Below are 2,743 nucleotides of genomic sequence, written 5' to 3'. Positions count from 1 at the left end.
GTCTACAAGGGCCTGCTCGCCAACAATTTCGCCGACTGGCGTCTGGAAGTGACGGGTCTTGTCGAAAAGCCGCTGTCGCTCAGCCGCGAGCAGCTCCAGAACATGCCAAGCCGCACCCAGATCACCCGCCATGACTGCGTCGAAGGCTGGAGCTGCATAGCCAAATGGACCGGCACGCCGCTGTCGCTGGTGCTGGACCAGGCGGTGGTCAAACCGCAGGCGCGCTATGTCATGTTCCATTGCCTCGACACGATCGACCGCAGCCTGTCGGGCGACATCAAATATTACGGCACCATCGACCTCATCGATGCCCGTCACCCGCAGACGATCCTCGCCTACGGCCTGAACGGCAAGCCGCTGCCGGTCGAGAACGGCGCGCCGCTGCGGGTTCGCGTCGAGCGCCAGCTCGGCTACAAGATGCCGAAATATCTCTACAAGATCGAACTGGTCGACGGCTTTGCCGATGTCGGCGGTGGCAGGGGCGGCTATTGGGAAGACAATGGCTATGACTGGTACGGCGGGATCTGAGCTGCACACCGCAAATCCGGCGCTGAAGATGCTAGCCTAGCGAGCGGCGAAACAGCTCGCCTTTTCCGGCAATCTGCTCGCCAATGCCGCCAAGCCGCAGCATATGCCAGGCAAGTGCATGGTTGCTGGAGGTGACCGGTTTCCCCAACTCCTTCTCGACCTCCTCGATGATGCGGGCAACGCGCATGCTGGTGCAGGAAACGAACACCGCATCACAGTCGCTCGACGCACCGATTTCCAAGATGGCCTGCTTGACCGATGCCGGCGTGATGCGTGCAACGACATTGTCGTCCGCCTCGTTGAAGGAGCCCATGACCGGAATATCCATCCCCCGCGCCATCAGCGATGCCCGCAGCGAATGATTGATTTTCGCCAAGTAAGGGGTGAGCAGCGCGATCCTCGAGACCCCCAGGGCCTTCAGCGCGGCGCGTGCCGCGGTCACCGGATTGGTCACCTGCACACCAGGCAGCACCTCGTGAACGCGCTCGGCAACCTTATCCTCGCCGATGACCAGCGCTCCCGACGTGCAGGCAAAGCCGATCACATCGAACTTGACGTCGGGCAAGAGTCCCACCGTTGCCGGGATTACCGCCGACATTTTCATCAGGTTTTCCGGTGTGATCTCGACATCGCTGTAGAGCCGCGCCTCGTACAGCGCGATGTCGCGCGCGGGCAGCGCATACCGGAATTCATCCTCGATGGTCTGGTCGGTCCGCAGCACGAGCAGGCCGAGATTGGCGCGCGTGCCGATACCGTCATCGGTCTTGAAGGGAATGTGTTCCTTGTCGAGGACAAGCGTGTCGTCGGCGCGGCTAACCGGGGCGTCCATGGCGCAGTCCCCTCCCTGATGCCAATCAGAATTGTCGACAATAGAAACGGCGATATTGCCGAAACTGTCAAGGGCTCTGTGCAGATCCTGGGAACCGGTAAACGCCTGAATTTTGCGCTTGCGCGGATCGCTTGTCCGTCGCCGACCCATTCACCGTTGACAGGGATCGGCGTCTTCCTATTGAATTGTCGACAATAGGAACACAGCCCTTCGGGACAGCAATGCGCGTATTGATCTTGGGCGGCGGCGTGGTCGGGATCACCACCACTTATCAGTTGCAAAAGGACGGCCACGCGGTCACTGTTCTCGAGCAGGCACCGCAGGTGGCCGAGGGCGCGAGCTGGGCAAATGCAGGCATGATCGCGCCCGGTCACTCCTTCGTCTGGTCATCACCAGCCGCGCCAAAAATCCTGCTGAAGTCGCTGTTCCTGAAAGACCAGGCGCTTCGCTTCAAACTTTCCGCCGACCCGCATCTCTACAGCTGGTCGCTGCGCTTCCTCAGGGAATGCACGGCCGCCAAAGCGCGTCGCAACACCCTCCTCAAACATCGGCTTGCGGTCCATTCCCAATCGGTCCTGCAGGCGGTCGTCAGGGAGGAATCGATCCAATACGACAGGACCTCGGCCGGCATCCTTTACTTCCACCGCAGCCGTCAGGCGCTCGACAAGGGCGTCGCCAACATGCGCCTGCTGGAGGCCGACGGCCAGGAGATCCGCATTGTCGACGCACAGGAAATCATTGACCGCGAGCCGGCGCTGGCTTCGTCGCGCGGCAGCATTGCCGGCGGCATAATGTGTCCAACCGATGAAACCGGCGACGCCGCCAAGTTCACGCGCGCGCTGGCGGCCATCGTCGAAACGAGGGGCGGCAAGATCCTGACAAGCACGAGGATCGTCGGGATCGAACGCAGGAATGACGCGATCATCCGGGTCGTCACCGACAAGGGAGAATTTCTGGCCGACACCTACGTTCTGTGTCTCGGCGCCGAAAGCCCGATCCTCGCCCGCAAGATCGGCCTTGGTTTGCCGATCTATCCGGTCAAAGGATATTCCCTGACCATTCCCATCGTCGACCCGGCGCTGGCTCCAAAACTCCCCGTCATCGATGAGCACAATCTCGTTGCCATCACGCCGATGGGCGATCGCATCCGCGTCACCGCCACCGCGGAATTCGCGGGCTATGATCGCAGCCACAAGCCTTCGGATTTCGCCTTCATGAAGCGCGTCACGCAGGACCTGTTCCCGCGCGGTATCGCCTATGATCGCGCCGAAATGCGGGCCTGCCTGAGACCCATGACGCCCGACAATCTGCCGATCCTCGGCCTGCGCAACATCAAGAACCTCTGGCTGAACACCGGCCACGGCCATATTGGATGGACGATGGCGC

3 protein-coding genes are annotated in these 2,743 nt (G+C 61.5%); 2 read left to right on the top strand and 1 reads right to left on the bottom strand.

Annotated elements, in window-relative coordinates; all coding sequences use genetic code 11:
- Positions 1-528: molybdopterin-binding protein (locus EN884_RS31960; protein ID WP_127308305.1), on the top strand; the 528-nt coding region annotated here is incomplete at its 5' end.
- A gap of 31 nt (positions 529-559) precedes the next feature.
- Here EN884_RS31960 and EN884_RS31955 read toward each other — a convergent pair.
- On the bottom strand, positions 560-1,357 hold the full coding sequence (locus EN884_RS31955) for an aspartate/glutamate racemase family protein (RefSeq protein WP_013531948.1): 798 nt from the start codon (positions 1,355-1,357) through the stop codon (positions 560-562).
- Between the two features lie 221 nt (positions 1,358-1,578).
- Between EN884_RS31955 and EN884_RS31950 the strand changes: the two genes are divergently transcribed.
- The coding region (locus tag EN884_RS31950; protein WP_128360970.1) for a D-amino acid dehydrogenase at positions 1,579-2,743 on the top strand (1,165 nt) is incomplete at its 3' end.

It is taken from the genome of Mesorhizobium sp. M7A.F.Ca.AU.001.01.1.1 (assembly GCF_004022735.1).
Taxonomy (GTDB): domain Bacteria; phylum Pseudomonadota; class Alphaproteobacteria; order Rhizobiales; family Rhizobiaceae; genus Mesorhizobium; species Mesorhizobium ciceri.
This window is presented reverse-complemented; position numbering and strand designations above follow the sequence as displayed.